Raw genomic sequence first — 23,536 nt, 5'->3', positions numbered from 1 at the left:
GCGGCCACCGTCATGAGGCCACGGCCCCACCCTTCAGCAGCGCAGCCCCCAGCGGGGTCACGGTGTGCAGCACCGCGTTCCCCCGCCGCAGCGTGGTCACCAGCCCCGCCTCCCGCATCACGCACGCGTGCTGGCTCGCGGAGGCCAGCGAGACCCCGGCCCGGCGGGCCAGCTCGCTGGTGGTCGCCCCGTCCCCTATGGCCCGCAGCACGACCGAGCGGGTGTGCCCGACCAGCTTGCCCAGGGTGCGCTGGCGCTGCTCCTCCACGGGCCGCGCCGCCTCACCCCCGGTCGGCGCCGAGGCCAGCTGCGCCGCGGCCGGGTAGACCAGCACGGGCGGCAGCTCCGGATCGTGCAGGGTCACCGCAGTGCGCCGGCAGAAGAAGGACGGCTGGAGCAGCAGCCCGCGCCCCCGCAGCCGTACGTCACGGTCCACGGGGTAGTCGCACTCCAGCACCGGGGCCCGCCAGCGCAGCATGGGCGGCAGGGAGTCCAGCAGCTCGTCCGCGCCGCCGTCCAGCAGGGCCCGGCCGCGCGCGGCGCGCTCGGCCTCGATCTGGGCCTGGATATGCGTCCAGTACGGCTCCACGGCGGCCCGGTGGTACGCGCGGAGCTCGCCCATGAGCCGCGGCAGCTGCTTGTCACCGCCGTCCATGAACTCCCGCAGCCGCGGCGTCATCGGCGCACCGGCGGCCAGCAGCTGCAGCTCGCGCCGCATGCGCTCGGGACGGATCCCGCGCAGCGCGTCGAGGCCCACGTCCCACCCGTACTGCCCCTCCACAGGGGTCAAAAAATCGGGGAAATAACCGCGACTCGGTATGAGCATACCGAGCGTGCGTGTTTCACTATTCAACCTGCTCCGGGTTTCCGTACGCCATTCACCGAACAACCGGGCATCACGCCGGTCTCTTAAGCGGTGAAAGCTCAGAATCGTTTCCCACAACGCATCGGGACGCCCTGCCATCCGTACGCGTGCCAGGTCCACTCCAGTGAAATGGATACGCAGCACCGAACCCCCACCTGTGCAACCGCAATCCCCCCGCTCCATGAGTATGCATGCCGTCACACGTTGTCACCACGCCCTTTCGGCCACAGTTGAAACCCCTTTCGGCGGGGGCGTGACAACCGAAATCCTGTACTCCGCCGGGCACACTCCGGTGCGACCGAAACGCTCCGCGAAGGCCGTGGGGGGCTTTGCGGGGCCTGGCGGTCGGTCGCACCGGGAAGCGCCGACGTGCCCGGCAGAATGACAGCGGCGGTGGACGGGTGGGGATCCGTCCACCGCCTGCTGGCGTAAAGACTTGTTGAACAACAAAAATAGGCGCGCCCGCCCCCGGGCAGTCAGGGAACCCGGGGACAGGCGCGGTCTATGGGGCCCTTGGCGGGCCAGGGGTCAGCGGCTGTCGCTGCCCTTCGCCTCGGCGGCGGCACGGCCGGCCTCCAGGCGCGCCACCGGAATCCGGAAGGGCGAGCAGGAGACGTAGTCGAGGCCGACCTCGTGGAAGAAGTGGACCGACTCGGGGTCGCCACCGTGCTCGCCGCAGACGCCGAGCTTGAGGTCGGGGCGGGTGGCCCGGCCCTGCTTGACCGCGTGGCGCACGAGGGAGCCGACGCCGTCCTTGTCGATGGTCTCGAAGGGCGAGACCCCGAAGATGCCCTTCTCCAGGTAGGCGGTGAAGAAGCTGGCCTCGACGTCGTCGCGGGAGAAGCCCCACACCGTCTGGGTCAGGTCGTTCGTGCCGAAGGAGAAGAACTGCGCGGCCTCGGCGATCTGGGCGGCCGTCAGGGCGGCGCGAGGCAGCTCGATCATCGTGCCGATGCTCAGCTTGAGGTTGGTGCCGGTGGCGGCCTCGACCTCGGCGATGACCTGGACGGCCTCGTCGCGGACGATCTCCAGCTCCTGGACGGTGCCGACGAGCGGGACCATGATCTCGGCACGCGGGTCGCCCTTGGCGTTCTTGCGCTCGGCGGCGGCCTCGGCGATCGCCCGGACCTGCATCTTGAACAGGCCGGGGATGACCAGGCCGAGACGGACACCGCGCAGACCCAGCATCGGGTTCTGCTCGTGCAGCTTGTGCACGGCCTGGAGCAGGCGCAGGTCGTTCTCGTTGGCGTCCTTGCGGGACTCGGCGAGGGCGACGCGGACCGACAGCTCGGTGATGTCGGGCAGGAACTCGTGCAGCGGCGGGTCCAGGAGGCGGACGGTGACGGGCAGGCCGTCCATCGCCTCGAACAGCTCGACGAAGTCCTTCTTCTGCAGCGGCAGGAGGGCACTGAGTGCCGCCTCGCGCTCTTCGTCGGTGTCCGCGAGGATCAGTCGCTCCACGAGTTCACGGCGCTCGCCGAGGAACATGTGCTCGGTGCGGCACAGGCCGATGCCCTGGGCGCCGAAGCGGCGGGCACGCAGCGCGTCCTCGGCGTTGTCGGCGTTGGCGCGCACCCGCAGGCGGCGGACGCGGTCCGCGTAGGCCATGATCCGGTGCACGGCGGCGACGAGCTCGTCGGCGTCGTCGGCGCCGGCGTGCATGCGGCCCTCGAAGTACTCGACGACCGGGGACGGTACGACGGGTACCTCACCGAGGTAGACCTTGCCGGTGGAGCCGTCGATGGAGACGACGTCGCCCTCTTCGATGACCGTGTCGCCGACCGTCATGCGGCGGCGCTTGGTGTCGACGTCGAGCTCCTCGGCGCCGCAGACACAGGTCTTGCCCATGCCGCGGGCGACGACGGCGGCATGCGAGGTCTTGCCGCCGCGCGAGGTCAGGATGCCCTCGGAGGCGATCATGCCGTCCAGGTCGTCCGGGTTGGTCTCGCGGCGGATCAGGATGACCTTCTCGCCAGAGCGGGACCACTTGACGGCCGTGTACGAGTCGAAGACGGCCTTGCCGACCGCCGCGCCCGGGGAGGCGGCGATGCCGCGGCCGAGCAGGGTGGTCTTGGCGCCCTCGTCGAAGCGCGGGAACATCAGCTGGGCCAGCTGGTGGCCGCTGACGCGCTGGAGGGCCTCGGCCTCGTCGATCAGGCCCTGGTCGACGAGCTGGGTGGCGATGCGGAAGGCGGCACCGGCGGTGCGCTTGCCGACGCGGGTCTGGAGCATCCACAGCTGGCCGCGCTCGATGGTGAACTCGATGTCGCAGAGATCCTTGTAGTGGGTCTCCAGCGTCGTCATGATCGTCATGAGCTGGTCGTACGAGGCCTTGTCGATGGCCTCCAGGTCCGCGAGGGGCACGGTGTTGCGGATACCCGCGACGACATCCTCGCCCTGGGCGTTCTGCAGGTAGTCGCCGTAGACGCCCGCGTGGCCGCTGGCGGGGTCGCGGGTGAAGGCGACGCCGGTGCCGGAGTCGGGGCCGAGGTTGCCGAAGACCATGGAGCAGATGTTGACCGCGGTGCCCAGGTCGCTCGGGATGCGCTCCTGGCGGCGGTAGAGCTTGGCGCGGTCGGTGTTCCACGAGTTGAAGACGGCCTCGACGGCGAGGTCGAGCTGCTCGCGGGCGTCCTGCGGGAACTCGCGGCCGGCCTGCTTGGCGACGATCTTCTTGAAGCGGGTGACCAGCTTCTTCAGGTCGGCGGCGTCGAGGTCGGTGTCGACGGTGACCTTCTTGGCGGCCTTGGCCTCGTCGAGGGCTTCCTCGAAGAGCTCGCCGTCGACGTCCAGCACAGTCTTGCCGAACATCTGGATGAGGCGGCGGTACGAGTCCCACGCGAAGCGCTCGTTACCGGCCTGGGAGGCAAGGCCGGTCACGGACTCGTCGGAGAGGCCGATGTTCAGGACGGTGTCCATCATGCCGGGCATCGAGAACTTCGCACCGGAGCGCACGGAGACCAGCAGCGGGTCGTCCGACTGTCCGAGCTTCTTGCCCATCTTCGCCTCGAGGGCGGCAAGGTGGGCGCTGACCTCTTCGCGCAGCGCGGCCGGGGCCGTACCGCTCTCGAGGTAGACCTTGCAGGCCTCGGTGGTGATGGTGAAGCCGGGAGGGACCGGCAGACCCAGGTTGGTCATCTCGGCGAGGTTGGCTCCCTTGCCGCCGAGAAGGTCCTTGAGGTCGCGGTTGCCCTCGGTGAAGTCGTAGACGAACTTCTGATCTTTGTTTTCCGACACGGGTCTCGACTCCTCGAGGCTCGGTGGCTGCCCTGACGGCCAGGAACATACCCAGATCGAAGGCTTCTGGGTACGTCCACTTGGTCGTCATACGGCTGTAACCACCCGTGCGCCAGCAGATCGAAAGTAACTCATGGGTAATCAGAAAGTACGAAGAGCCTTCACATCCCGAAGGGTGAGGGGGCTCCTGAGGCCTGATCACGCTCGGATGAGCGATCATCGATACATTTGCATTCAAGTCTTGAACGCACAAACGGTGGCACCCAGTGCCACCCTTTGAAAGTCTTACCCGTGACTTCTGTGCTCATCTGAGCGAAACCCTTCCCATGCGTGGCGTATATCACGCACCACGGAGGGCGATTTGTCAGCCTCCCGAGGTGTCCAGTTCAGCGTCCTCGCTCACACCCGCGCAGTCGTACGGGTCCTTCAGCCAGCCGTCCGGCAGGACAACTCGGTTGTTTCCGGACGTCCGACCGCGAGGTCCGTCCGCGCTCTCCGGCCATGCTTGATCCAGATCGAGCTCGCTCAGATGAGCGTCCAGCTCGGCCAGGGAAGAGGTGACCGCGAGCTTCTTGCGCATCTCGGAACCCACCGAGAAGCCCTTGAGGTACCAGGCCACGTGCTTACGGAAGTCGATCACCCCGCGCGCCTCGTCGCCGATCCACTCCCCCAGCAGCTGCGCGTGGCGGTGCATGGTGGTCGCCACCTCGCGCAGGGTGGGCTTGTGGAAGTCCTCGGGGCGCCCCTCGAAGGCCGCCACCAGGTCGTTGAACAGCCACGGCCGCCCCAGGCAGCCGCGTCCCACGACCACGCCGTCGCAGCCGGTCTCGCGGACCATGCGCAGCGCGTCCTCGGCGCACCAGATGTCGCCGTTGCCGAGCACCGGGATCTCCGGCACGTGCTCCTTGAGCCGCGCGATGGCGTCCCAGTCGGCGGTGCCGCCGTAGTGCTGGGCGGTGGTCCGGCCGTGCAGGGCTATCGCGGTGACCCCCTCCTCGACGGCGATCCGGCCGGCGTCGAGGTAGGTGAGGTGGTCGTCGTTGATGCCCTTGCGCATCTTCATGGTGACCGGCAGGTCGCCGGCGCCCGCGACGGCCTCGCGCAGGATCGCGCGCAGCAGGTTCCGCTTGTAGGGGAGGGCCGAGCCGCCGCCCTTGCGGGTCACCTTGGGGACCGGGCAGCCGAAATTGAGGTCGATGTGGTCGGCGCGGTCCTCTTCGACGATCATGCGGACCGCCTTGCCGACCGTGGCCGGGTCCACCCCGTACAGCTGAATCGAGCGAGGCTTCTCGGTCTCGTCGAAGTGGATCAGCTGCATGGTCTTCTCGTTGCGCTCGACCAGGGCGCGGGTCGTGATCATCTCGCTCACGAACAGCCCCTTGCCGCCCGAGAACTCCCGGCAGAGGGTACGGAACGGGGCATTGGTGATGCCGGCCATGGGTGCGAGCACCACCGGGGGCTGCACGGTGTGCGGGCCGATCGCGAGGGGCGGAGGGAGCGTGGTCATCCGCCCATTGTCCCGCATGCCGAGGGGGTGCGGGGGACGTAGCATCGGCGCATGATCGAGCCGAGTCCCCGGCAGCGCATGCTCGTCCTCGCGATCTGCTGCATGAGCCTGCTGATCGTCAGCCTCGACAACACCGTGCTCAACGTCGCCCTGCCCTCGATGCGCCGTGACCTGGACGCCTCGGTCGCGGGGCTGCAGTGGAGCATCGACGCCTACACCCTCGTGCTGGCCTCGCTGCTGATGCTCGCGGGCTCCACGGCCGACCGGATCGGGCGCCGGAAGGTGTTCGTGGCCGGTCTGGTGGCCTTCACCGGCGGCTCCCTGCTCTGCTCGCTCGCCCCCAGCCTCAACTGGCTCATCGTCTTCCGGATGGTGCAGGCGGTGGGCGGCGCGATGCTCAACCCGGTGGCGATGTCGATCATCACCAACACCTTCACCGATCCCGCCGAGCGGGCCCGGGCCATCGGTGTGTGGGGGGCGGTCGGGGGCATCTCCATGGCGGCGGGGCCCCTGATCGGCGGGGTGCTGGTGGACTCCGTGGGCTGGCGCTCGATCTTCCTGATCAACCTGCCGATCGGGCTGGCGGCGTTCGCGCTGACCCTGCGGCACATCCCCGAGTCCCGCGCGGCCCGGCCGCGCCGCGCGGACCCGCTGGGGCAGGTGCTGGTCATCGCCCTGCTGGGCAGTCTGACGTACGGGATCATCGAGGCGCCGGCCGCCGGCTGGCGCTCGCCGCTGATCGTGGGGTGCGCGGTGGTGGCCGTCGCCTCGTTCCTGGGGCTGCTGATCCACGAGCCCCGCTGCAAGGAGCCGCTGATCGATCTCCGGTTCTTCCGGAGCGCGCCCTTCAGCGGCTCGACCGTGATCGCGATCAGCGCCTTCGCCGGGCTCGCCGGCTTCCTCTTCCTGAACACGCTGTACCTCCAGGACGTGCGGGGGCTCAGCGCCCTGCACGCCGGGCTCTACATGCTGCCGATGGCCGGTCTCACCGTCCTGTTCGCCCCGCTGGCCGGGCGGCTGGTGGGCAGCCGCGGGCCGCGGATCTGCCTGCTGATCGCGGGGGCGTCGATGGTGGCGAGCGGGCTGCTGTTCGCCCTGTTCGAGGCCGAGACGTCCAACCCGCTGCTGTTCACCGGGTACATGCTGTTCGGGCTCGGCTTCGGCATGGTGAACGCGCCGATCACCAATACGGCGGTGTCCGGGATGCCGCGTTCCCAGGCCGGGGTCGCGGCCGCCATCGCCTCCACCAGCCGGCAGACCGGCGGCACCCTGGGCGTCGCGGTGATCGGCTCGGTGCTGGCGGCCGGGCTGGCGAACGGCGCGGACTTCTCGGCGGCGGCCCAGCCGGCCTGGTGGATCATCACGGTCTGCGGGCTGCTCGTCCTGGTCGTGGGCGCGGCGACCAGCGGCACCTGGGCCCGCGCGACGGCGGAACGGACCGCCCGCACCCTGGAGGACGCGGTCGGCACCACGGCGACGACGACGGGTTCGCCGCGCCGCTGAGGCGTCTCTTCCGGGCGGCTACTCGCCGCAGTTGAAGTCCTCGGCCGAGGTGTTGACCCGGTCGAGGAGGCCGCGCAGGAGGTCGCGCTCCGCGGCCGACAGGCCCGCGAAGATGCCGCTCTCGACCTCGTCGAGGGCGGTGTTCGTCTTGTGGAGGGCCGCTTCCCCGGCGTCGGTGATGGCCACGTTGTGGCGGCGGCGGTCTGCCGGGTCCCGGCGGCGTTCGGCCAGGCCCTCGCCCTCCAGGTCGTTCAGGATCCCGACGAGCACGCTCGGGTCCACCTCCAGCCGCTCGGCGAGCGCCCGCTGGCTCATGGGGCCGCCCTCCAGGTGCATCAGCGTCATCGCGTGCCGCGGGGTGAGCCCGGCCGCGCCGAGTGCCCGCTTCATCCGCGTCTGGGTGACCGATCCGTGCCAGGCCAGCAGCAGGCCCAGCCGCTGGGGAGGGTGCGGTCCGTCCTGATCTGCCGTCATGGTCCACATCGTAGCAACCGAGAAATGGTTGCATTGGAGATATCGTTGATGCTATTCAATGGTTTTACATCACCGACCGTTGGAGATCTTCATGTTCATCGCCTACGCCGTCGTCGGCGTCCTGCTCGCCCTCGCCCTCACCGCCTCGGCCACCTTCACCCTCCAGCGCAACGACCAGATCGTGGCGAGCATGCAGAAGGTCCAGGTCCCGGACTCGTGGCTGCCGCGCCTGGCCACGCTCAAGGCCGCGGGCGCGATCGGCCTGGTGGCCGGCCTGTGGGTGACTCCGCTCGGCGTGGCCGCGGCCGTCGGCGTGACCCTCTACTTCATCGGCGCGGTCATCAGCCACCTCCGGGTCAAGGACTACGAGCTGGCGCCGGCGGCCGTACTGACCCTGGTCTCGGCGGCCGCCCTGGCGCTGCGGATCCTCGCCTGACCCTGACGAGTGACAGATATTGAAATCTGTCACTCGTCATGTCATTCTCGTTCCATGACGAAGAACGAGAGCACCTACGTGACCGCCGACCGCCGCACTCTCGGCAGCACCGGCCCCACCGTCTTCCCGCTGGGGCTGGGCTGCATGGGGATGTCGGCCCTCTACGGGGAGGCGGACCGCGCCGAGTCCATCGCGACCATCCACGCCTATCTGGACGACACACCCGGCGGCACGCACACACTGCTGGACACCGGCGACTTCTACGGCATGGGGCACAACGAACTGCTGATCAACGAGGCCCTGCGCACGGCGCCCGCCGAGGCCCGCGAGCGGGCGCTGACCAGCGTCAAGTTCGGCGCGCTGCGCACGGTCGAGGGCGGCTTCACCGGCTACGACGGCCGGCCGGAGGCCGTCAAGAACTTCCTGGCCTACTCGCTCCAGCGGCTCGGCCGGGACCACATCGACATCTACCGGATCGCGCGCGTGGACCCGGACGTGCCGATCGAGGAGACCGTCGGGGCCATCGCCGAGGCGGTCGAGGCCGGGCACGTGCGCCACATCGGCCTCTCGGAGGTCGGCGCGGACACCCTGCGCCGGGCCGCCGCCGTGGCCCCGATCTCCGACCTCCAGATCGAGTACTCGCTGATCTCCCGCGGCATCGAGGCCGAGATCCTGCCGACCGCCCGCGAGCTCGGCATAGGAATCACGGCGTACGGGGTGCTGTCCCGCGGCCTGATCAGCGGCCACTTCACCCGCGACCGCGCACTGGCCCCGGGCGACTTCCGCGGCATGAGCCCCCGCTTCCAGGGCGACAACCTCAACCGGAACCTCGACCTGGTGGAGGCGCTGCGCAAGGTGGCCGAGGGCAACGGTGTGAGCGTCGCCCAGACCGCGATCGCCTGGGTGCTCGCGCAGGGGCCGCGGCACGGGGTCGACATCGTGCCGCTGGTGGGCGCCCGGCGCCGGGACCGGCTCGCCGAGGCACTGGGTGCCATGAACGTCTCCCTCGACGCCGCCGACCTGGCCGCCGTCGAAGAGGCCGTCCCTGCGGGCGCCGCGGCCGGCGAGCGGTACCCGGCGGCCCAGATGGCCCACCTCGACAGTGAGCACTGAGCTGACGGTACGGTCGTACCCATGCCTCCCGCTGCTGCCGAGCCCCTGACTCCCGAGCGCATCCTCGCGACCACCGAGGAGGTGCTGCGCCGCTTCGGTCCCACCAAGGCGACCGTGGTGGACGTGGCCCGCGCCCTGGGCGTCAGCCACGGCAGCGTGTACCGGCACTTCCCGTCGAAGGCGGCGCTGCGCGAGGCCGTCACGGACCGCTGGCTCGCCAGGAGCGTGGTCATGCTGGAGGAGATCGCCTCGGCCCCCACCGGGAGCGCCCCCTCCAAGCTGGAGGCATGGCTGGAGGCCCTCTTCGAGGCCAAGCGCCACAAGGCGGGCGACGACCCGGAACTGTTCGCCACCTACACCGTGCTGCTCGCCGAGAACAGCGGTGTGGTGGACGCGCACCTGACCGAGCTGATCGACCAGCTGGGCCGGATCATCGCCGAGGGCGTCGCAGCGGGCTCGCTCGCCGCCGACGATGTGCCGGCGGCGGCCCGCGCGGTGTTCGACGCCACCGGCCGCTTCCACGACCCGCAGTACGCGGCCGACTGGCTCTCACCGACGATCATCACCGAGTTCGAGGCGGTCACCGCCCTCGTGATCCGGGGCCTGCGCGCCTGACGCGGGGCCGCCACCAGCCGGAATCCGTCCGGAATCAGTCAGTCCGGACAACCTGATGATCCTTTTGGCCGCGTTTTGGTTGTTCGCGTCCCGTCAATGTCCTTACGGTCCTCCTACCGCACTTCATCAGGCACGCTCCAGGGGGAACCTTGTCCACTCCGGCAACTCACGACGCGCGACCGGCTCCTCCGAAGCGCTCGGGCGGCGCCGCCGCCCTCGGCTGGATCCTGACCATCGGGCTCAACGTGGTCGCGCCGATCATCACGTACAACGCGCTCACCAAGGACCACGGCTGGAGCGAGTTCTCCGCGCTGATGCTCAGCAGTGCCTGGCCGGTGCTCGAAAGCGTCATCAGCCTGGCCTGGCGGCGCAAGCTCGACGAGTTCGCCGTCGTCACCCTGGTGTTCCTGGTGATCACGGCTGTCGTCTCGCTCGTCGGCGCGCACTCGGCCCGCGCCCTGCTCATCAAGGACTCGGGGGTCACCGGGCTCTTCGGGCTGCTCTGTCTGGGGACGCTGCTCGCGCCGCGCCCGCTGATGTTCTACTTCAGCCGCAAGTTCGCCACCGACGGCACCCCGGAGAGCACCGCCTGGTGGAACGGCCTGTGGCAGTACGAGGGCTTCCGCACCACCCTGAACCGGATGACGCTGGTGTGGGGCGTCACGTACGTCGCCGAGGCGCTCGTCCGCGTCTTCCTCGCCTACACGCTGGACACCAAGACCATGGTGGTGCTCAGCCCGATCATGATCTACGCAGTGCTGGCCGCACTCGGCGTATGGACGGCCCTGTACGGGAAACGGTCCCAGGCCGAGGGCGAGCGCCGCGCGGCCGAAGCGGCGGCCCAGGCGGCAGCGGCCTCCTGATCCGGGCCCGCCCCGCGAAAAGACCGGTGGCCCGGTGCGCTGCGAGCGCACCGGGCCACCGGTCTTCGTGCGGCAGGACCTAGCAGCCGAGCAGGCGGCTGCCGAGGTAGGTCTGGATCTGGTCCAGGGAGACGCGCTCCTGCTTCATGGTGTCGCGCTCGCGCACGGTCACCGCGTTGTCGTCCAGGGTGTCGAAGTCGACGGTGACGCAGAACGGCGTACCGATCTCGTCCTGGCGGCGGTAGCGGCGGCCGATGGCGCCCGCGTCGTCGAACTCGATGTTCCAGAACTTGCGCAGGTCGGCGGCGAGGCCCTTGGCCTTCGGCGACAGCTGCGCGTTACGGGACAGCGGCAGGACGGCGACCTTGACCGGGGCCAGGCGCGGGTCGAAGCGCATCACGGTGCGCTTCTCCATGACGCCCTTGGCGTTGGGGGCCTCGTCCTCGTTGAACGCGTCGAGCATGAAGGCGAGCATCGCGCGGTTCACACCGGCCGCCGGCTCGATGACGTACGGGGTGTACTTCTCCTTCGTCTCCTGGTCGAAGTAGACGAGCTCCTGGCCGGAGGCCGCGGAGTGCGCCTTCAGGTCGAAGTCGGTGCGGTTGGCGACGCCCTCCAGCTCGGAGAACTCGTTGCCGCCGAAGTTGAAGCGGTACTCGATGTCGGCGGTGCGCTTCGAGTAGTGGGACAGCTTCTCCTTCGGGTGGTCGTACCAGCGGATGTTCTCCTCGCGGATGCCGAGGTCGCGGTACCAGTTCCACCGCTCCTGCATCCAGTACTCCTGCCACTGCTCGTCCTCGCCCGGCTTGACGAAGAACTCCATCTCCATCTGCTCGAACTCGCGCGTGCGGAAGATGAAGTTGCCCGGAGTGATCTCGTTGCGGAAGGACTTGCCCATCTGCGCGATGCCGAACGGGGGCTTCTTGCGCGAGGTGGTCTGCACGTGGGCGAAGTTGGTGAAGATGCCCTGGGCGGTCTCGGGGCGCAGGTACGCCTTCGAGCCGGTGTCCTGGGTCGGACCGAGGTGGGTCTCCAGCATGCCGGAGAACTGCTTCGGCTCGGTGAACTGGCCCTTCACACCACAGTTGGGGCAGTTGATGTCGGCGAGACCATTGGCGGGCAGACGGCCGTGCTTGGCCTCGTACGCCTCTTCAAGGTGGTCCGCGCGGTGGCGCTTGTGGCAGGAGGTGCACTCGGTCAGCGGGTCCGAGAAAGTGGCGACGTGGCCGGAGGCCACCCAGACCTCGGGGGCCAGGATCACGGAAGAGTCGAGGCCGACGATGTCCTCGCGCCCGGTGACCATGGCCTTCCACCACTGGCGCTTGATGTTCTCCTTGAGCTCGACACCGAGCGGACCGTAGTCCCAGGCGGCCTTGGAGCCGCCGTAGATGTCACTGCACGGGAAAACGAAGCCACGGCGCTTGCTCAGGCTGACGATGGTTTCGATCTTGTCGGCGGCCACGGTGCTCTCTTCATTACGAGGACGAACGGCGAAGTCTTTAGATTACCGGCGCCCGCACCCCCCCTTTCAAATCGGTTCCCCTTCCACGCCCGCCCGCCCAGGCCTCCCACCTGGGTTTTTGACAATCGTTTCCATCTTTGATGAAAATGGATGTCATGAACGTACGACGCCTCATACCCACCGCCGCCCTCGCCGGCGCCGTCGCCCTCGGCGCCACGGCCCTGACCGCCTGCTCCGGAGCCGGCGCCACCGGCAGCAAGGACGGCAAGGTCGGCGTGACGGCTTCGTTCTACCCGCTGCAGTTCCTGGCCGAGCAGATCGGCAAGGACCACGTGAAGGTCGACGGCCTGACCAAGCCCGGCGTCGAACCGCACGACCTGGAGATCACCCCCAAGCAGACCGCGCAGCTCGGCGAGGCCGACGTGGTCCTCTACCTCAAGAGCCTGCAGCCCGCCGTCGACAAGGCCGTGGCCCAGTCCGGCGTGAAGAACATCGTCGACGCCGCGACCCTCACCGAGCTGGAGGTCCACGGCTCCGGCCACGACCACGGCGCCGAAGAGGCCCACGCCGAGGGCGAGGGCCACGACCACAGCCACGGAGAGGGCGGCAAGGACCCGCACGTCTGGCTCGACCCCGTCAAGTACGCGGAGATCGCCAAGGGCGTCGGCGCCGCCCTGGAGAAGGCCGACCCCGGCCACGCTGCGGACTACAAGCAGAACACCGACGAGCTCGTCGGCAAACTGACCGCGCTGGACACGGAGTTCAAGGACGGCCTGAAGAACACCGCCTCCAGGACCTTCATCACCACCCACTCCGCCTTCGGCTACCTCGCCGAGCGCTACGGCCTCGACCAGGAGGGCATCTCCGGCGTCGACCCCGAGTCCGAGCCGAGCCCGGCCCGGATGAAGGATCTTCAGACCGTCGCGAAGAAGGACAATGTCTCCACCGTGTTCTTCGAGACCCTGGCCAGCGACAAGACGGCCAAGACCCTCGCGACGGACACCGGCCTGACGACCGATGTCCTGGACCCGCTCGAAGGAATCACCGGCACGTCCCAGGGCGCTGACTACTTCGAGGTCATGCGGTCCAACCTGAAGAACCTCCAGAAGGCGCTCGGAGCCAAGTAGATGACAGCAGCAACGGAGGCGCGAGCCATGCAGTCGACGCCGGCACAGGCAGCGGACCAGCCCGTCATATCCCTGCGCGGGGCCACGGCCTCGCTCGGCTCGCGCCCCGTGCTGCGCGGGATCGACCTCACCGTCCACCGCGGTGAGGTCGTCGCGCTGCTCGGTGCCAACGGCTCCGGCAAGTCCACGGCCGTGCGCGCCGTGGTCGGGCAGGTCCCGCTGACCGACGGAACCCTCAGCCTCTTCGGCACGGACTTCAAGCGCTTCCGCGACTGGTCGCGCATCGGGTACGTCCCCCAGCGCACCACCGCCGCCGGCGGCGTGCCGGCCACCGTCCGCGAGGTCGTCTCCTCCGGCCGGCTCGCCCGCTCCCGCTTCGGCCTCCTGCGCAAGGCCGACCGGGCCGCCATAGAGCACGCCCTGGCCCTGGTCGACATGGACTCGTACGCCGACGCCTCGGTGGACGCCCTCTCCGGCGGCCAGCACCAGCGCGTGCTCATAGCCCGGGCGCTCGCCGTCGAACCCGAGCTGCTGATCATGGACGAGCCGATGGCGGGCGTGGACCTCGCCAACCAGGAGGTCCTGGCGAGCGCCCTGCGCGCGCAGGTCGCCGCCGGCTCCACCGTCCTGCTCGTCCTGCACGAGCTGGGCCCGCTGGAGCCCCTGATCGACCGCGCCGTCGTCCTGCGCGACGGCTGCGTCGTCCACGACGGCCCGCCCCCGGAGGCCGTGGGGCAGCACGCCCTGCCCGGCCACGACCACGTACACCCCCACGCGGCGCACGACGCCGGGCCCCTGCGGACGGGACTGCTGAGCTGATGGACATCCTCGACTACGCCTTCATGCAGCGCGCACTGATCGCGGCGGCCCTGGTCGGCATCACGGCGCCCGCCATCGGCACGTACCTCGTCCAGCGCCGCCAGGCGCTCATGGGCGACGGCCTCGGCCACGTCGCCATGACCGGTGTCGCGCTCGGCTTCGTGCTCCAGACCAGCCCGGTCTGGATGGCGACGCTCGTCGCCGTCGTCGGCGCCGTCGGCATGGAACTGATCCGGGCCCGCGGCAGGACCAGCGGGGACGTCGCCCTCGCCATGCTCTTCTACGGCGGCCTCGCGGGCGGCGTCATGATCATCAACCTCGGGGGCGGGCAGACGGCCAGCCTCCTCGGCTCCATGTTCGGCTCGATCACCACGGTCGCCGCCGAGGACGTGACCGCGATGGCGATCCTCGCCGCCTTCGTCCTCGCCGTGGCCATCGGCCTGCGCAGGCAGCTCTTCGCCGTCTGCCAGGACGAGGAGTTCGCCAGGGTCACCGGCCTGCCCGTGCGCGCCCTGAACCTGCTGATCGCGGTCACCGCCGCCGTCACCGTCACCGTCGCGATGCGCATCGTCGGCCTGCTGCTGGTCAGCGCGATGCTGGTGATCCCGGTCGCGGCCGCCCAGCGCCTCACCCGCAGCTTCGCGGCCACGCTGGGCCTGGCCATGGCCATCAGCGTGACCGTCTCGCTGACCGGCACGGCGGCCACCTACTACATCAACGTGCCCTCGGGCGCGACGATCGTGCTGCTCGCGATCGGCGTCTTCATGGTGATGACCGCCCTCTCCGCCCCCCTGGCCCGGCGCCGGGCCAGGGCCGCACTCGCGGCCGAAGAGGTCTGCACGCGCGACGATGTGAAGGTCTAGGCCGGGGCCCGGCGAGATCCGGAAGAGACGGCCTGGCGGGCTGGCACAATGGCCGCAGGCCTATACGAGGAGGAACCGGTGGCGACTGCGCCTGGCGAGATGAATACCGCGCCAGTACGAGGACGATCCACCCGGCAGCGGGCCGCGGTCGCGGCGGCGCTGGACGAGGTGGACGAGTTCCGCAGCGCCCAGGAACTCCACGACATGCTCAAGCACCGTGGCGACTCCGTGGGCCTGACCACCGTCTACCGCACCCTCCAGTCCCTCGCGGACGCCGGCGAGGTCGACGTGCTGCGCACCAGCGACGGCGAGTCCGTCTACCGCCGGTGCTCCACCGGGGACCACCACCATCACCTGGTCTGCCGCAAGTGCGGCAAGGCCGTCGAGGTCGAGGGTCCGGCCGTGGAGAAGTGGGCGGAGTCCATCGCGGCCGAGCACGGCTACGTGAACGTGGCGCACACGGTGGAGATCTTCGGCACCTGCGCCGACTGCGCGGCGACCGCCCAGCCGTAGCGGGGGCCGCCTGCGGCCGGCTCCGGCCCGACCGGCAAGACAGCCCCTAGATCCGCTCCAGCTTCCCGTCCAGCAGCGCCCTCAACGCGTCCTGCTCCCCCGGGTCCGCGAGGCCCCGCTTAGGGAGCAGGACCCCGCCGAGTATCAGCTTGCCGCCGGAGAAGACCATGAAGGTCGCGGGGGTCTCCGCGTAGCCCGACAGCGCGCTCCAGCGCAGGTGGGTGGAGCCCTGCGCGCTGTCGACGGTGACGCCCTCCCCGTCGACGACCGCCCGGCACTCCCCCGCCGCCGCCAGCAGTCCCCGGGTCGACCGGGCCATGAACCGGTGGCCGAACAGCGCGAAGACCCAGCCGAAGAGGCCCACCACGGCCAGCGCCACGGCGGACCCGGCCGACCCGCCGTCCTGCGCGACGAGGACCGCGGCGTACCCGGGCCCCACCAGGCCGATGAGGAAGAACGGCAGGCGCTGGCGACGGCCCGCCTTCGACCGGCCGTGGGCCCGCAGGCCCTCCGCCATGTCGGCGACGGTCGGCGTGTAGCGGAGCTCGACCGCCTGCCCTCCCGACGCCGCCTCGTGTATCCGGTACAGCTGATCCCCGCCCATGTCGTCCATGAGCGGGGATCTTAGTGCCGGGTCAGGCCGAGCCCTCGGCCTGGTTCGGGACGGCGCCGCCGAAGCGGCGGTCGCGCTGGGCGTACTCCAGGCAGGCCGCCCAGAGGTTGCGGCGGTCGAAGTCCGGCCACAGCACGTCCTGGAAGACCATCTCGGCGTACGCGCTCTGCCAGAGCAGGTAGTTGGAGGTGCGCTGCTCGCCGCTGGGGCGCAGGAAGAGGTCCACGTCCGGCATGTCCGGGTAGTACATGTACTTCGCGAAGGTCTTCTCATTCACCTTCGACGGGTCCAGCCTGCCGGCCGCCACGTCACGGGCGATGGCCTGCGCCGCGTCCGCGATCTCCGCGCGGCCGCCGTAGTTGACGCAGAAGTACAGGGTCATGGCGTCGTTGTCGACGGTCTGCTCCTGCGCGACCTGGAGCTCCTGGACGACGGACTTCCACATCTTCGGCATGCGGCCGACCCAGCGGATGCGGATGCCCAGCTCGTTCATCTCGTCGCGGCGGCGCCGGATGACATCGCGGTTGAAGTTCATCAGGAAGCGGACCTCGTCGGGCGAGCGCTTCCAGTTCTCCGTCGAGAAGGCGTACAGGGAGAGGTTCTTGACGCCCATCTCCAGGCAGCCCTTGAGCACGTCGAGCACGACGCCCTCGCCGACCTTGTGGCCCTCGGTACGCGGCAGACCGCGCTCCTTGGCCCAGCGGCCGTTGCCGTCCATGACGACCGCGACGTGGTTCGGGACCAGCTCGCCGGGGATCTTCGGCGGGACCGCGCCGGACGGGTGCGGCTCGGGAACCTTGTACTCGCGGCGAGAGCGCCCCAGAATCCCGCGTCGTGCCATGTGTCCAGCTCCTATTTCTCGACGTATCGCAGGGAGCGTAGCCCGCGCTCCAGATGCCAGTGCAAATAGGCGGAGACCAGCCCGCTGCCCTCCCGCACGTGACGCGCCTCGCACGCGTCGGCATGCCCCCAGTCGCCCGTCAGCAGGGCGCTGAGCAGGGCGATGGCCTCCGATGAGGGTACGACGCTGCCGGGCACCCGGCAGTCCCCGCATATGACTCCGCCCGCGGCGACGGAGAAGTGCCGGTTGGGTCCGTGGATGCCGCACTTCGCGCAGTCCTCGAAGCTGGGCGCGTAGCCGTTGACGGCGAGGGAGCGCAGCAGGAAGGCGTCGAGGATGAGGTGGGGCTCGTGCTCGCCGCGCGAGAGGGTGCGCAGGGCTCCGACGAGCAGCAGGTACTGCTGCACGGCGGGCTCGCCCTCGTTCTCGGTGAACCGCTCGGCGGTCTCCAGCATGGCGGTGCCGGCGGTGTAGCGGGCGTAGTCGGTGACGATGCCGTTGCCGTACGGCGCGATGATCTCGGTCTGGGTGCAGAGCGGGAGGCTGCGGCCGATCAGTTCGCTGCCCCGGGCGAAGAACTGCACGTCGGCGTGGGAGAAAGGTTCCAGCCGGGCGCCGAATTTGGACTTCGTACGCCGGACCCCGCGGGCGACGGCCCGCACCCGGCCGTGGCCGCGGGTCAGCAGCGTGATGATGCGGTCCGCCTCACCCAGCTTCTGGGTGCGCAGCACGATGCCGTCGTCGCGGAACAGACTCATGCGCCCATTGTCCCGTACGGCGACGGAACCACGGGCAGCGTGTCCCCGCCGTGGACGGCAGCGGCCCCGGCCGGGCGCGGGGCCCGGCCGGGGTCACCCCTTGGGAGGGTCAGGAGGCCGGCGTCCGGGCTTCTTCGCCCTCACCCGACGGGACCGGTTCGGCTGCTGCGGACTCCTCGGCCGCCGTCGGCTGGGCGGGCAGTTCGACCTTGGGGGCGTCGTGGGCGCCTTCCTTGCCCAGGCCGTTGAAGACCAGGTTGAGGACGATGGCGGCCGTGGCACCGAGCGTCACACCGCTGTTGAGCAGCGAGGACAGGTCCGGGTCCATGTGCTTGCTGAAGAGGACCGGGACGGTGGCGGGGAGCAGTGCGAAGGCGAGGGAGACGCCGACGATCAGCGCGTTCTTCTCCTCCTTCAGGTCCACCTTGGCCAGGGTCTGGATACCGGCCAGGGCGACCATGGCGAACATGACGGTCGCGGCGCCGCCGAGGACTCCGTGCGGGACTGCGGCGACGATCGCGGCGGCCTTGGGCAGCAGACCCAGGACGATCATGAAGACACCCGCGGCGACCACCACGAACCGGCTCTTCACCTTCGTCATCCGCACCAGGCCGACGTTCTCGGCGAAGGCCACGTACGGGAAGGAGTTGAGGACACCGCCGAGTGCGGTCGCGGCGCCGTCCGCACGCAGGGCGCGGGCCACGGTCTCGCTGTCGACCTCCTTGCCGACGATGTCACCGACGGCGTAGGTGTCACCGGTCGTCTCGACCATGGTGATCAGCATGACGATGAGCATCAGGACGATCGGGAACCACTCGAACTTCGGGGCGCCGAAGTGGAAGGGGGTGGTGATCCCGATCCACTCGGAGTTGCTCACGTCGCCGAACTTCGCGTCGCCGAGCAGGAAGGCGACGGTGGTGCCGACGACCAGGCCGAGGAGGATCGAGATGCTGGAGAGGAACGGCTTGCCGATCTTCATCAGGATGAGGATGAAGAGCATCGTGCCGCCGGCGTAGGCGAAGTTCTTCGGGTCTCCGAAGTCGGGGCTGCCGAGGCCGCCGGCCGCGTCGTTGAGACCGACCGGGATCAGGACGATGCCCAGCACGGTGATCACCGTGCCGGTGACGACCGGCGGGAACAGCCGCATCACCGTCCGGAACGCCTTGGCCGGGAGCCAGGCGAAGGCGAAGGTGGCGATACCGGCGGTGATCACCGCGCCGTAGATGACCAGCAGGGCGGCGGTACCGCCGCCGGCGCCGAGACCGATGGCGATCATCGGGGAGACCGCGGTGAAGGTCACGCCCTGGATCAGCGGCAGGCGCGCACCGATCCGGCCGATGCCCCAGGCCTGGATGATCGAGGCGATACCGCAGGTGAAGAGGTCCGCGTTGATCAGGTAGACCAGCTGTTCAGGGCTCAGCTTCAGCGCGTTGCCGACGATGATCGGAACGATCACCGCGCCGGCGTAGAAGGCGAGTACGTGCTGGAAGCCGTACAGCGCGAGCTTGGGGAGCGGGAGCACCTCGTCGACCGGGTGCGTGCTCTGCTCTCCGTCGGTGGAAAGCCGGGCGGCGACACGTGCCATCTCAGCCTTGCCCTTCAAGGTAGGTAAGTGAGAGGAGATCTGGTTATCCCTGGGCGTAGTGGGTCGCTAACCCGTTGGTACGCCAGGGTTGTCAGTGCATTCACGTTGAAGTGAATCGAAGCCGCGCTGTGTTAACGGCGCCGTCTTGTCGTGTGACCGGAATTGAACGCCTGTGGGTGGCCTCACACATATCGTCGACTTCGACAAACTGTTGACGCTCAGGGCTGCCCGATCTGTAGGTTTCTCCAGTGGTGCGGAGTCCTCGGCAGGGGTATGCACACAGCGGCGCGGAGCCGGACGTTCCCGCCGCGCACCCGTGCAGCACCTGCCCCATGACGTGCGGATATGGAGTTCGCAGCCCTGAGGAGGGGCAAACTCGAAGGCATTGCTCCGGCCGTCCGACTGGTGGACACATCGGGCTCGGAACGCGCGCCCGCCCTCTTCATGCGGCGTTCACACGTCCCGAAATGGGCCCTGCGAGGCCGGATCGTTACGTCGCGGAAGGCCGTTTCGGACGGAACGGGCCCGTCCGGAGTCCACGGATCGGACACGAGCGGCCCTGCGCGATGAAATCGCACAGGGCCGCTCGGGGTCGGATCCGTTTTCGGATCGGCGCCGGATCCGTGGAACACCCCGTCAGGGAGCGCGTACCGCCGACAGCAGTCGGGTCACCTCGTCCGTGTCGATCCGCAGCGCCGCGCCGACCGTCGCGAGCACCTCGCGCTCGGCCGGGGTGTACGGGCCGTCCGCGAGTGCGATGCGGGCCCCCTGGAGCAGGATCGATTCACGGCCCGGGCCGGCCAGGTGCGGGGCCAGCGGTTCCAGGGCCTCGTGGAGCTCTATCGACAGCGCGGCCCCGCAGCACTCCGGAACGTCGTACAGGCCCAGCCGGCCCTCGTCCGTGGACAGCGCCTCCACGAGGGACTCCAGCTGCTCCTCGGTGCAGTCCCGGAAGCCCGCGGCCCGTACGGCGCCCACCGCGGCCTCCAGCGCGCTGCGCGAGGCCGTTCCGCCCGCGGTGAGCACGGCCAGCGCCACGGTGTGCACGGCGTCGCGCAGGAGGGCCGTGAAGCGGGTCGTGGTGAGGTGGTCCAGGACGTCGGTGGCGAAGCGCGCGCGGCAGCCCTGGCACTCGATGACGGGCCCGGCCTGCCCGCGGGGCAGCAGCGGCACCCCGAGGACGGTGAACCGGCGCCGTCCGGTCCTCCTGCGGTAATTGCGGTCCCCACCGCAGGCGGGGCAGAAGAACTCCCCGTCCCCCACGGTGCTCCAGGTGGTACGGGTGCCCCAGACCGTCAGCTTCCGGCCGTCCCCACCCCGAACTGGCAGCACGTCGCACCTCCGTAACCTTCCGGCAACATCGCCGGGTGGGCGTGATGTTAGCCACATCGGTGAGGATGCGTCAGTCGTGTGACAAGACAACATGTCCCGGGCCCCGGACTTGGCCGGTCTGCGTCCCCGGCGTCCCCCCGCCCACCCCCTAGGGTTCGCCGCATGAACGAGAAGTCCTGTCTGGTCACCGGTGCCGCGAGCGGGATCGGCCGGGCCAGCGCCGTGCTGCTGGCCCGCTCCGGGGCCCGGGTGACCGCGGCCGACATCAACGGCCCCGGGGTCGAGGCCCTGCGTACGGAACTGGCCGACGAAGGGTACGCGATCACCGCGGTCGCCGGTGACGTCGCCGATCCGGAGGCCAATCGCGCGATGGTCGCGGCCGCCGTCGGGGCCTACGGGCGCCTGGACGTCGCCGTGGCGAACGCCGGGCTGCTCCCCCTCTCCGACGTACGGGAGACCAGTCCCGAGGACTGGGACCGCGTCATGGCGGTCGACGGCCGCGGAATGTTCCTGACCTGCAAGTACGCCATCGAGGCGATGACCGCGCAGCAGCGCCCCGGCGGGGCTCTGGTCTGCGTGTCCTCGATCTCGGGAGTGGCCGGGCAGGCCCGCCAGGCCGCGTACGGACCCGCGAAGTTCGTGGCGTCGGGGCTGACCAAGCACCTCGCGGTGGAGTGGGCCGCGCACGGGATCCGGGTCAACGCGGTGGCACCGGGAACCATCCGTACGGAGCGGGTGATCGCGCTGCAGGACGAGCCGGGCGGGCCGGAGTACCTGTCGGAGATCACGGGGGCGCACCCGATGGGCCGGCTCGGGGAGCCCGAGGAGGTGGCCCGTGTCATCGCCTTCCTGGCCTCGGACGCGGCCTCGTTCGTGACGGGCGTGATCCTGCCAGTGGACGGCGGCTACCTGGCCCGCTGAGCCCGCCCGGCGGCGCGGCCGACGGGCCGGCCGACCGGCCGCCGGGCCGACGTGGGAACGACGGAACCCCGCCCCCTCCGGAATGAGGAGGGGGCGGGGTTCACGTACGAGGGATCAGCGGCCCGCGCGGTTGACGGCGGAGATGACCGCCTTCAGGGAGGCGCGGGTGGTGTTCGCGTCGATGCCGATGCCCCACAGGACACGGCCGTCGATCGCGCACTCGATGTACGAGGCGGCCACGGCGGAGGCGCCCTCGCTCATGGTGTGCTCGGTGTAGTCCAGCAGGCGGGCGTCGATCCCGATGCCGGCCAGTGCGTCGAAGAAGGCCGAGATCGGGCCGTTGCCGGTGCCGTCCAGGACCGTCTCCACACCGTCCACGACCGCCTCGACGGTCAGCGTGTCCGTGCCGTCCTTGTCGGTGGCCGTCGAACCGGAGCGCAGCTGGATGCGGCCCCACGGGTTCTCGGGGTTGGGCAGGTACTCGTCCTCGAAGACCGACCAGATCGCCTTCGGCGTGACCTCTCCGCCCTCGGAGTCGGTCTTGGCCTGGATGATCCGGGAGAACTCGATCTGCATGCGGCGCGGCAGGTCCAGCTTGTGGTCGTTCTTCAGGACGTACGCGATGCCGCCCTTGCCGGACTGCGAGTTGACCCGGATGACCGCCTCGTAGGAGCGGCCGACGTCCTTCGGGTCGATCGGCAGGTACGGAACGGCCCACTCGATGTCGTCGACGGTGACGCCAGGCCCCTGGGCGGCCGCGTCGGCCTCCATCGCGTCGAAGCCCTTCTTGATGGCGTCCTGGTGGGAGCCGGAGAAGGCGGTGTAGACCAGGTCGCCCGCGTAGGGGTGGCGCGGGTGGACCTCCATCTGGTTGCAGTACTCGCTGGTGCGACGGATCTCGTCGATCTGCGAGAAGTCGATCTGCGGGTCGATGCCCTGGGAGAACAGGTTCATGCCCAGGGTGATCAGGTCGACGTTGCCGGTGCGCTCGCCCTGCCCGAACAGGCAGCCCTCGATGCGGTCGGCGCCGGCCATCAGGGCCAGCTCGGCGGCGGCGACGGCGGTGCCGCGGTCGTTGTGCGGGTGCACGGAGATGCAGATGTGCTCGCGGCGGGTCAGGTTGCGGGCCATCCACTCGAAGCGGTCCGCGTGCGTGGACGGCGTCGAGCGCTCCACGGTGGCGGGCAGGTTCAGGATGATCTCGCGGCCCTCGGCCGGCTGCCAGACGTCACAGACGGCCTCGCAGACCTCCAGGGCGAAGTCCAGCTCGGTGTCGGTGAAGATCTCCGGGCTGTACTGGTAGCCGAAGGTGGTCTCGGGACCCAGCAGCTTGTCGGCGTACTCCATGACCAGGCGGGTGCCGTCGACGGCGATCTGCTTGATCTGTTCCTTGGAGCCGCGGAAGACGACCCGGCGGAAGGTCGGGGCGGTCGCGTTGTACAGGTGGACGGTGGCGCGCTTGGCGCCGACCAGGGACTCCACGGTCCGCTCGATCAGGTCCTCGCGGGCCTGGGTCAGTACGGAGATGGTGACGTCGTCCGGGACCGCGCCCTCTTCGATGATGGAGCGCACGAAGGCGAAGTCGGTCTCGCCGGAGGAGGGGAAGCCGACCTCGATCTCCTTGTAGCCCATGCGCACCAGCAGGTCGAACATCTCGCGCTTGCGGGCGGGGGTCATCGGGTCGATCAGCGACTGGTTGCCGTCGCGCAGGTCGGTGGAGAGCCAGCGGGGGGCCTTGGTGACGCGGGCGTCCGGCCAGGTGCGGTCGGGGATGTCCACCTGCTCGTACGAGCCGTACTTGTGGATCGGCATCCCGGAGGTCTTCTGGGTGTGGGTCGCGTTCGTGATGGGCGTGGGGCGACCGACAAAAGGCTGCTGGCTCATGGCGTTGGGCTCCTCGCGTGTCCGCGTGTAGTTCGCTGGGACGGCCGACGGCGGTAGTGAAAACCGCAACACCAAACTCCGCGGGGAGGGGGTCGGCCTACGACTACAGACCCTCGCCGCGGCAGCTAAGGAGAAGCAGCCCGAAACGCATGATGGGCCGAGCCTAGCCGAGCCGCGCCGTGACGCGAGGACCTGTTTCAGTATG

Annotated in this window: 21 protein-coding genes; 10 read left to right on the top strand and 11 right to left on the bottom strand. The window is 69.7% G+C overall.

Features of this window, described 5'->3' with window-relative positions:
* Positions 1-10 precede the first annotated feature (10 nt).
* The 3 genes from ACZ4YL_RS05480 to dusB all read right to left on the bottom strand — a co-directional run bounded on the left by ACZ4YL_RS05480 (position 11) and on the right by dusB (position 5,627).
* Entirely contained in the window at positions 11-1,009 is a 999-nt protein-coding gene (locus ACZ4YL_RS05480) for an ArsR/SmtB family transcription factor (RefSeq protein ID WP_468113917.1), read from the bottom strand.
* Between the two features lie 384 nt (positions 1,010-1,393).
* A complete protein-coding gene (gene ppdK, locus ACZ4YL_RS05475) occupies positions 1,394-4,102 on the bottom strand; it encodes a pyruvate, phosphate dikinase (RefSeq protein WP_468113915.1) in 2,709 nt (902 codons plus the stop codon).
* Between the two features lie 364 nt (positions 4,103-4,466).
* Positions 4,467-5,627, bottom strand: coding sequence for a tRNA dihydrouridine synthase DusB (gene dusB, locus ACZ4YL_RS05470; protein ID WP_301374717.1), 1,161 nt, complete (start codon positions 5,625-5,627; stop codon positions 4,467-4,469).
* Positions 5,628-5,660: 33 nt separating this feature from the next.
* On the opposite strand from dusB, the gene ACZ4YL_RS05465 reads away from it, so the two are divergent.
* Positions 5,661-7,112, top strand: a complete 1,452-nt coding sequence (locus ACZ4YL_RS05465; RefSeq protein WP_468113913.1) for an MFS transporter — start codon at positions 5,661-5,663, stop codon at positions 7,110-7,112.
* An 18-nt stretch (positions 7,113-7,130) separates the two neighbouring features.
* Here the strand turns inward: ACZ4YL_RS05465 and ACZ4YL_RS05460 are convergent, their stop codons facing one another.
* A complete protein-coding gene (locus tag ACZ4YL_RS05460) occupies positions 7,131-7,586 on the bottom strand; it encodes a MarR family winged helix-turn-helix transcriptional regulator (protein WP_351149453.1) in 456 nt (151 codons plus the stop codon).
* Between the two features lie 91 nt (positions 7,587-7,677).
* On the opposite strand from ACZ4YL_RS05460, the gene ACZ4YL_RS05455 reads away from it, so the two are divergent.
* The 4 genes from ACZ4YL_RS05455 (at position 7,678) to ACZ4YL_RS05440 (ending at position 10,613) form a co-directional block, all read left to right on the top strand.
* A complete protein-coding gene (locus tag ACZ4YL_RS05455; RefSeq protein ID WP_468113911.1) occupies positions 7,678-8,022 on the top strand; it encodes a DoxX family protein in 345 nt (114 codons plus the stop codon).
* Between the two features lie 54 nt (positions 8,023-8,076).
* Positions 8,077-9,135 carry an aldo/keto reductase gene (locus tag ACZ4YL_RS05450; RefSeq protein WP_468113909.1) on the top strand — a complete coding sequence of 353 codons (1,059 nt, stop codon included), beginning with the start codon at positions 8,077-8,079 and terminating at the stop codon, positions 9,133-9,135.
* A gap of 21 nt (positions 9,136-9,156) precedes the next feature.
* Complete coding sequence (locus tag ACZ4YL_RS05445; RefSeq protein ID WP_030008968.1) at positions 9,157-9,750, top strand: TetR/AcrR family transcriptional regulator; 594 nt, start codon at positions 9,157-9,159, stop codon at positions 9,748-9,750.
* Between the two features lie 149 nt (positions 9,751-9,899).
* The gene (locus ACZ4YL_RS05440; protein ID WP_468113908.1) at positions 9,900-10,613 is read left to right on the top strand and encodes a VC0807 family protein; all 714 of its coding nucleotides are present in this window, start codon (positions 9,900-9,902) and stop codon (positions 10,611-10,613) included.
* Between the two features lie 79 nt (positions 10,614-10,692).
* Here the strand turns inward: ACZ4YL_RS05440 and ACZ4YL_RS05435 are convergent, their stop codons facing one another.
* Positions 10,693-12,075, bottom strand: a complete 1,383-nt coding sequence (locus tag ACZ4YL_RS05435; RefSeq protein WP_314244875.1) for a glycine--tRNA ligase — start codon at positions 12,073-12,075, stop codon at positions 10,693-10,695.
* Between the two features lie 155 nt (positions 12,076-12,230).
* Between ACZ4YL_RS05435 and ACZ4YL_RS05430 the strand changes: the two genes are divergently transcribed.
* From ACZ4YL_RS05430 to ACZ4YL_RS05415, 4 genes are all read left to right on the top strand, one after another.
* Complete coding sequence (locus ACZ4YL_RS05430) at positions 12,231-13,202, top strand: metal ABC transporter substrate-binding protein (RefSeq protein WP_468113906.1); 972 nt, start codon at positions 12,231-12,233, stop codon at positions 13,200-13,202.
* Positions 13,203-13,229: 27 nt separating this feature from the next.
* Entirely contained in the window at positions 13,230-14,021 is a 792-nt protein-coding gene (locus ACZ4YL_RS05425; protein WP_468113904.1) for a metal ABC transporter ATP-binding protein, read from the top strand.
* A complete protein-coding gene (locus ACZ4YL_RS05420) occupies positions 14,021-14,884 on the top strand; it encodes a metal ABC transporter permease (protein WP_189736833.1) in 864 nt (287 codons plus the stop codon). Before ACZ4YL_RS05425 ends, ACZ4YL_RS05420 begins: the two co-directional genes overlap by 1 nt.
* Positions 14,885-14,962: 78 nt before the next feature.
* Complete coding sequence (locus tag ACZ4YL_RS05415; protein WP_373046343.1) at positions 14,963-15,397, top strand: Fur family transcriptional regulator; 435 nt, start codon at positions 14,963-14,965, stop codon at positions 15,395-15,397.
* 46 nt (positions 15,398-15,443) lie between these two features.
* Here the strand turns inward: ACZ4YL_RS05415 and ACZ4YL_RS05410 are convergent, their stop codons facing one another.
* The 5 genes from ACZ4YL_RS05410 to ACZ4YL_RS05390 all read right to left on the bottom strand — a co-directional run bounded on the left by ACZ4YL_RS05410 (position 15,444) and on the right by ACZ4YL_RS05390 (position 20,526).
* Entirely contained in the window at positions 15,444-16,010 is a 567-nt protein-coding gene (locus ACZ4YL_RS05410; RefSeq protein ID WP_468113901.1) for a YcxB family protein, read from the bottom strand.
* Positions 16,011-16,032: 22 nt separating this feature from the next.
* A complete protein-coding gene (locus ACZ4YL_RS05405; RefSeq protein ID WP_314244869.1) occupies positions 16,033-16,851 on the bottom strand; it encodes an isoprenyl transferase in 819 nt (272 codons plus the stop codon).
* 11 nt (positions 16,852-16,862) lie between these two features.
* Positions 16,863-17,609, bottom strand: a complete 747-nt coding sequence (gene recO / locus ACZ4YL_RS05400; RefSeq protein WP_030757462.1) for a DNA repair protein RecO — start codon at positions 17,607-17,609, stop codon at positions 16,863-16,865.
* Between the two features lie 109 nt (positions 17,610-17,718).
* Positions 17,719-19,194, bottom strand: coding sequence for a nucleobase:cation symporter-2 family protein (locus ACZ4YL_RS05395; protein ID WP_468113899.1), 1,476 nt, complete (start codon positions 19,192-19,194; stop codon positions 17,719-17,721).
* 636 nt (positions 19,195-19,830) lie between these two features.
* Positions 19,831-20,526: a TerB family tellurite resistance protein gene (locus ACZ4YL_RS05390; RefSeq protein WP_468113897.1), complete on the bottom strand. Its 696-nt coding sequence runs from the start codon at positions 20,524-20,526 to the stop codon at positions 19,831-19,833.
* 162 nt (positions 20,527-20,688) lie between these two features.
* Between ACZ4YL_RS05390 and ACZ4YL_RS05385 the strand changes: the two genes are divergently transcribed.
* Positions 20,689-21,447 carry an SDR family NAD(P)-dependent oxidoreductase gene (locus ACZ4YL_RS05385; protein ID WP_468113896.1) on the top strand — a complete coding sequence of 253 codons (759 nt, stop codon included), beginning with the start codon at positions 20,689-20,691 and terminating at the stop codon, positions 21,445-21,447.
* Between the two features lie 114 nt (positions 21,448-21,561).
* Here the strand turns inward: ACZ4YL_RS05385 and leuA are convergent, their stop codons facing one another.
* Complete coding sequence (gene leuA, locus ACZ4YL_RS05380) at positions 21,562-23,331, bottom strand: 2-isopropylmalate synthase (RefSeq protein ID WP_468113894.1); 1,770 nt, start codon at positions 23,329-23,331, stop codon at positions 21,562-21,564.
* Positions 23,332-23,536 lie beyond the last annotated feature (205 nt).

The sequence above is a fragment of the Streptomyces sp. NPDC030021 genome, assembly GCF_055574035.1.
Note: the sequence above shows the minus strand (reverse complement) of the source record. Positions and strands in the feature narration are given on the sequence as shown.